The following is an 844-nucleotide window of genomic DNA, read 5'->3' as shown; positions in this document are numbered from 1 at the left end:
ACACTCAACCGGTGGTGTGGGTGACGTAACTTCTCTGATGCTTGGCCCTATGGTGGCAGCATGTGGCGGTTTCGTACCTATGATCTCTGGTCGTGGCCTTGGCCACACAGGCGGCACGCTAGATAAACTTGAAGCGATTCCTGGCTACAACATCACACCAACGAACGAAGTTTTTGGTCAAGTAACCAAAGATGCGGGTGTGGCGATCATCGGTCAAACGGGTGATCTTGCTCCGGCAGATAAGCGCGTGTACGCGACTCGTGATATCACGGCTACCGTAGACAACATCTCTCTGATCACGGCATCGATCCTGTCTAAGAAATTGGCAGCGGGTCTGGAATCTCTAGTGATGGACGTAAAAGTCGGTTCTGGCGCATTCATGCCAACTTACGAAGCGTCTGAAGAGCTAGCAAAATCTATCGTTGCAGTAGCAAATGGTGCAGGCACGAAGACTACCGCAATCCTTACGGACATGAACCAAGTACTGGCTTCTTCTGCGGGTAACGCGGTGGAAGTTCGTGAAGCGGTTCGTTTCCTAACAGGTGAATACCGCAACCCGCGTCTACTTGAAGTGACGATGGCATCATGTGCTGAAATGCTCGTGCTTGGCAAACTGGCTGAGAACACAGACGACGCACGCGCGAAACTGATGGAAGTGCTAGACAACGGTAAAGCAGCAGCTTGCTTCGGCAAAATGGTTGCGGGTCTTGGCGGTCCAGCTGACTTCGTAGAAAACTACGACAACTACTTAGAAAAAGCAGAAATCATCAAGCCAGTTTATGCGACAGAAACAGGTATTGTCTCTGCAATGGACACGCGTGCTATCGGCATGGCTGTGGTTTCT

1 protein-coding gene is annotated in these 844 nt (G+C 51.1%); it reads left to right on the top strand.

The features are described 5' to 3' along the window. The coding region (locus tag R7O13_RS25535; RefSeq protein ID WP_318305033.1) for a thymidine phosphorylase at positions 1–844 on the top strand (844 nt) is incomplete at both ends.

The sequence above is a fragment of the Vibrio sp. Y176 genome, from assembly GCF_033438945.1.
Note: the sequence above shows the minus strand (reverse complement) of the source record. Positions and strands in the feature narration are given on the sequence as shown.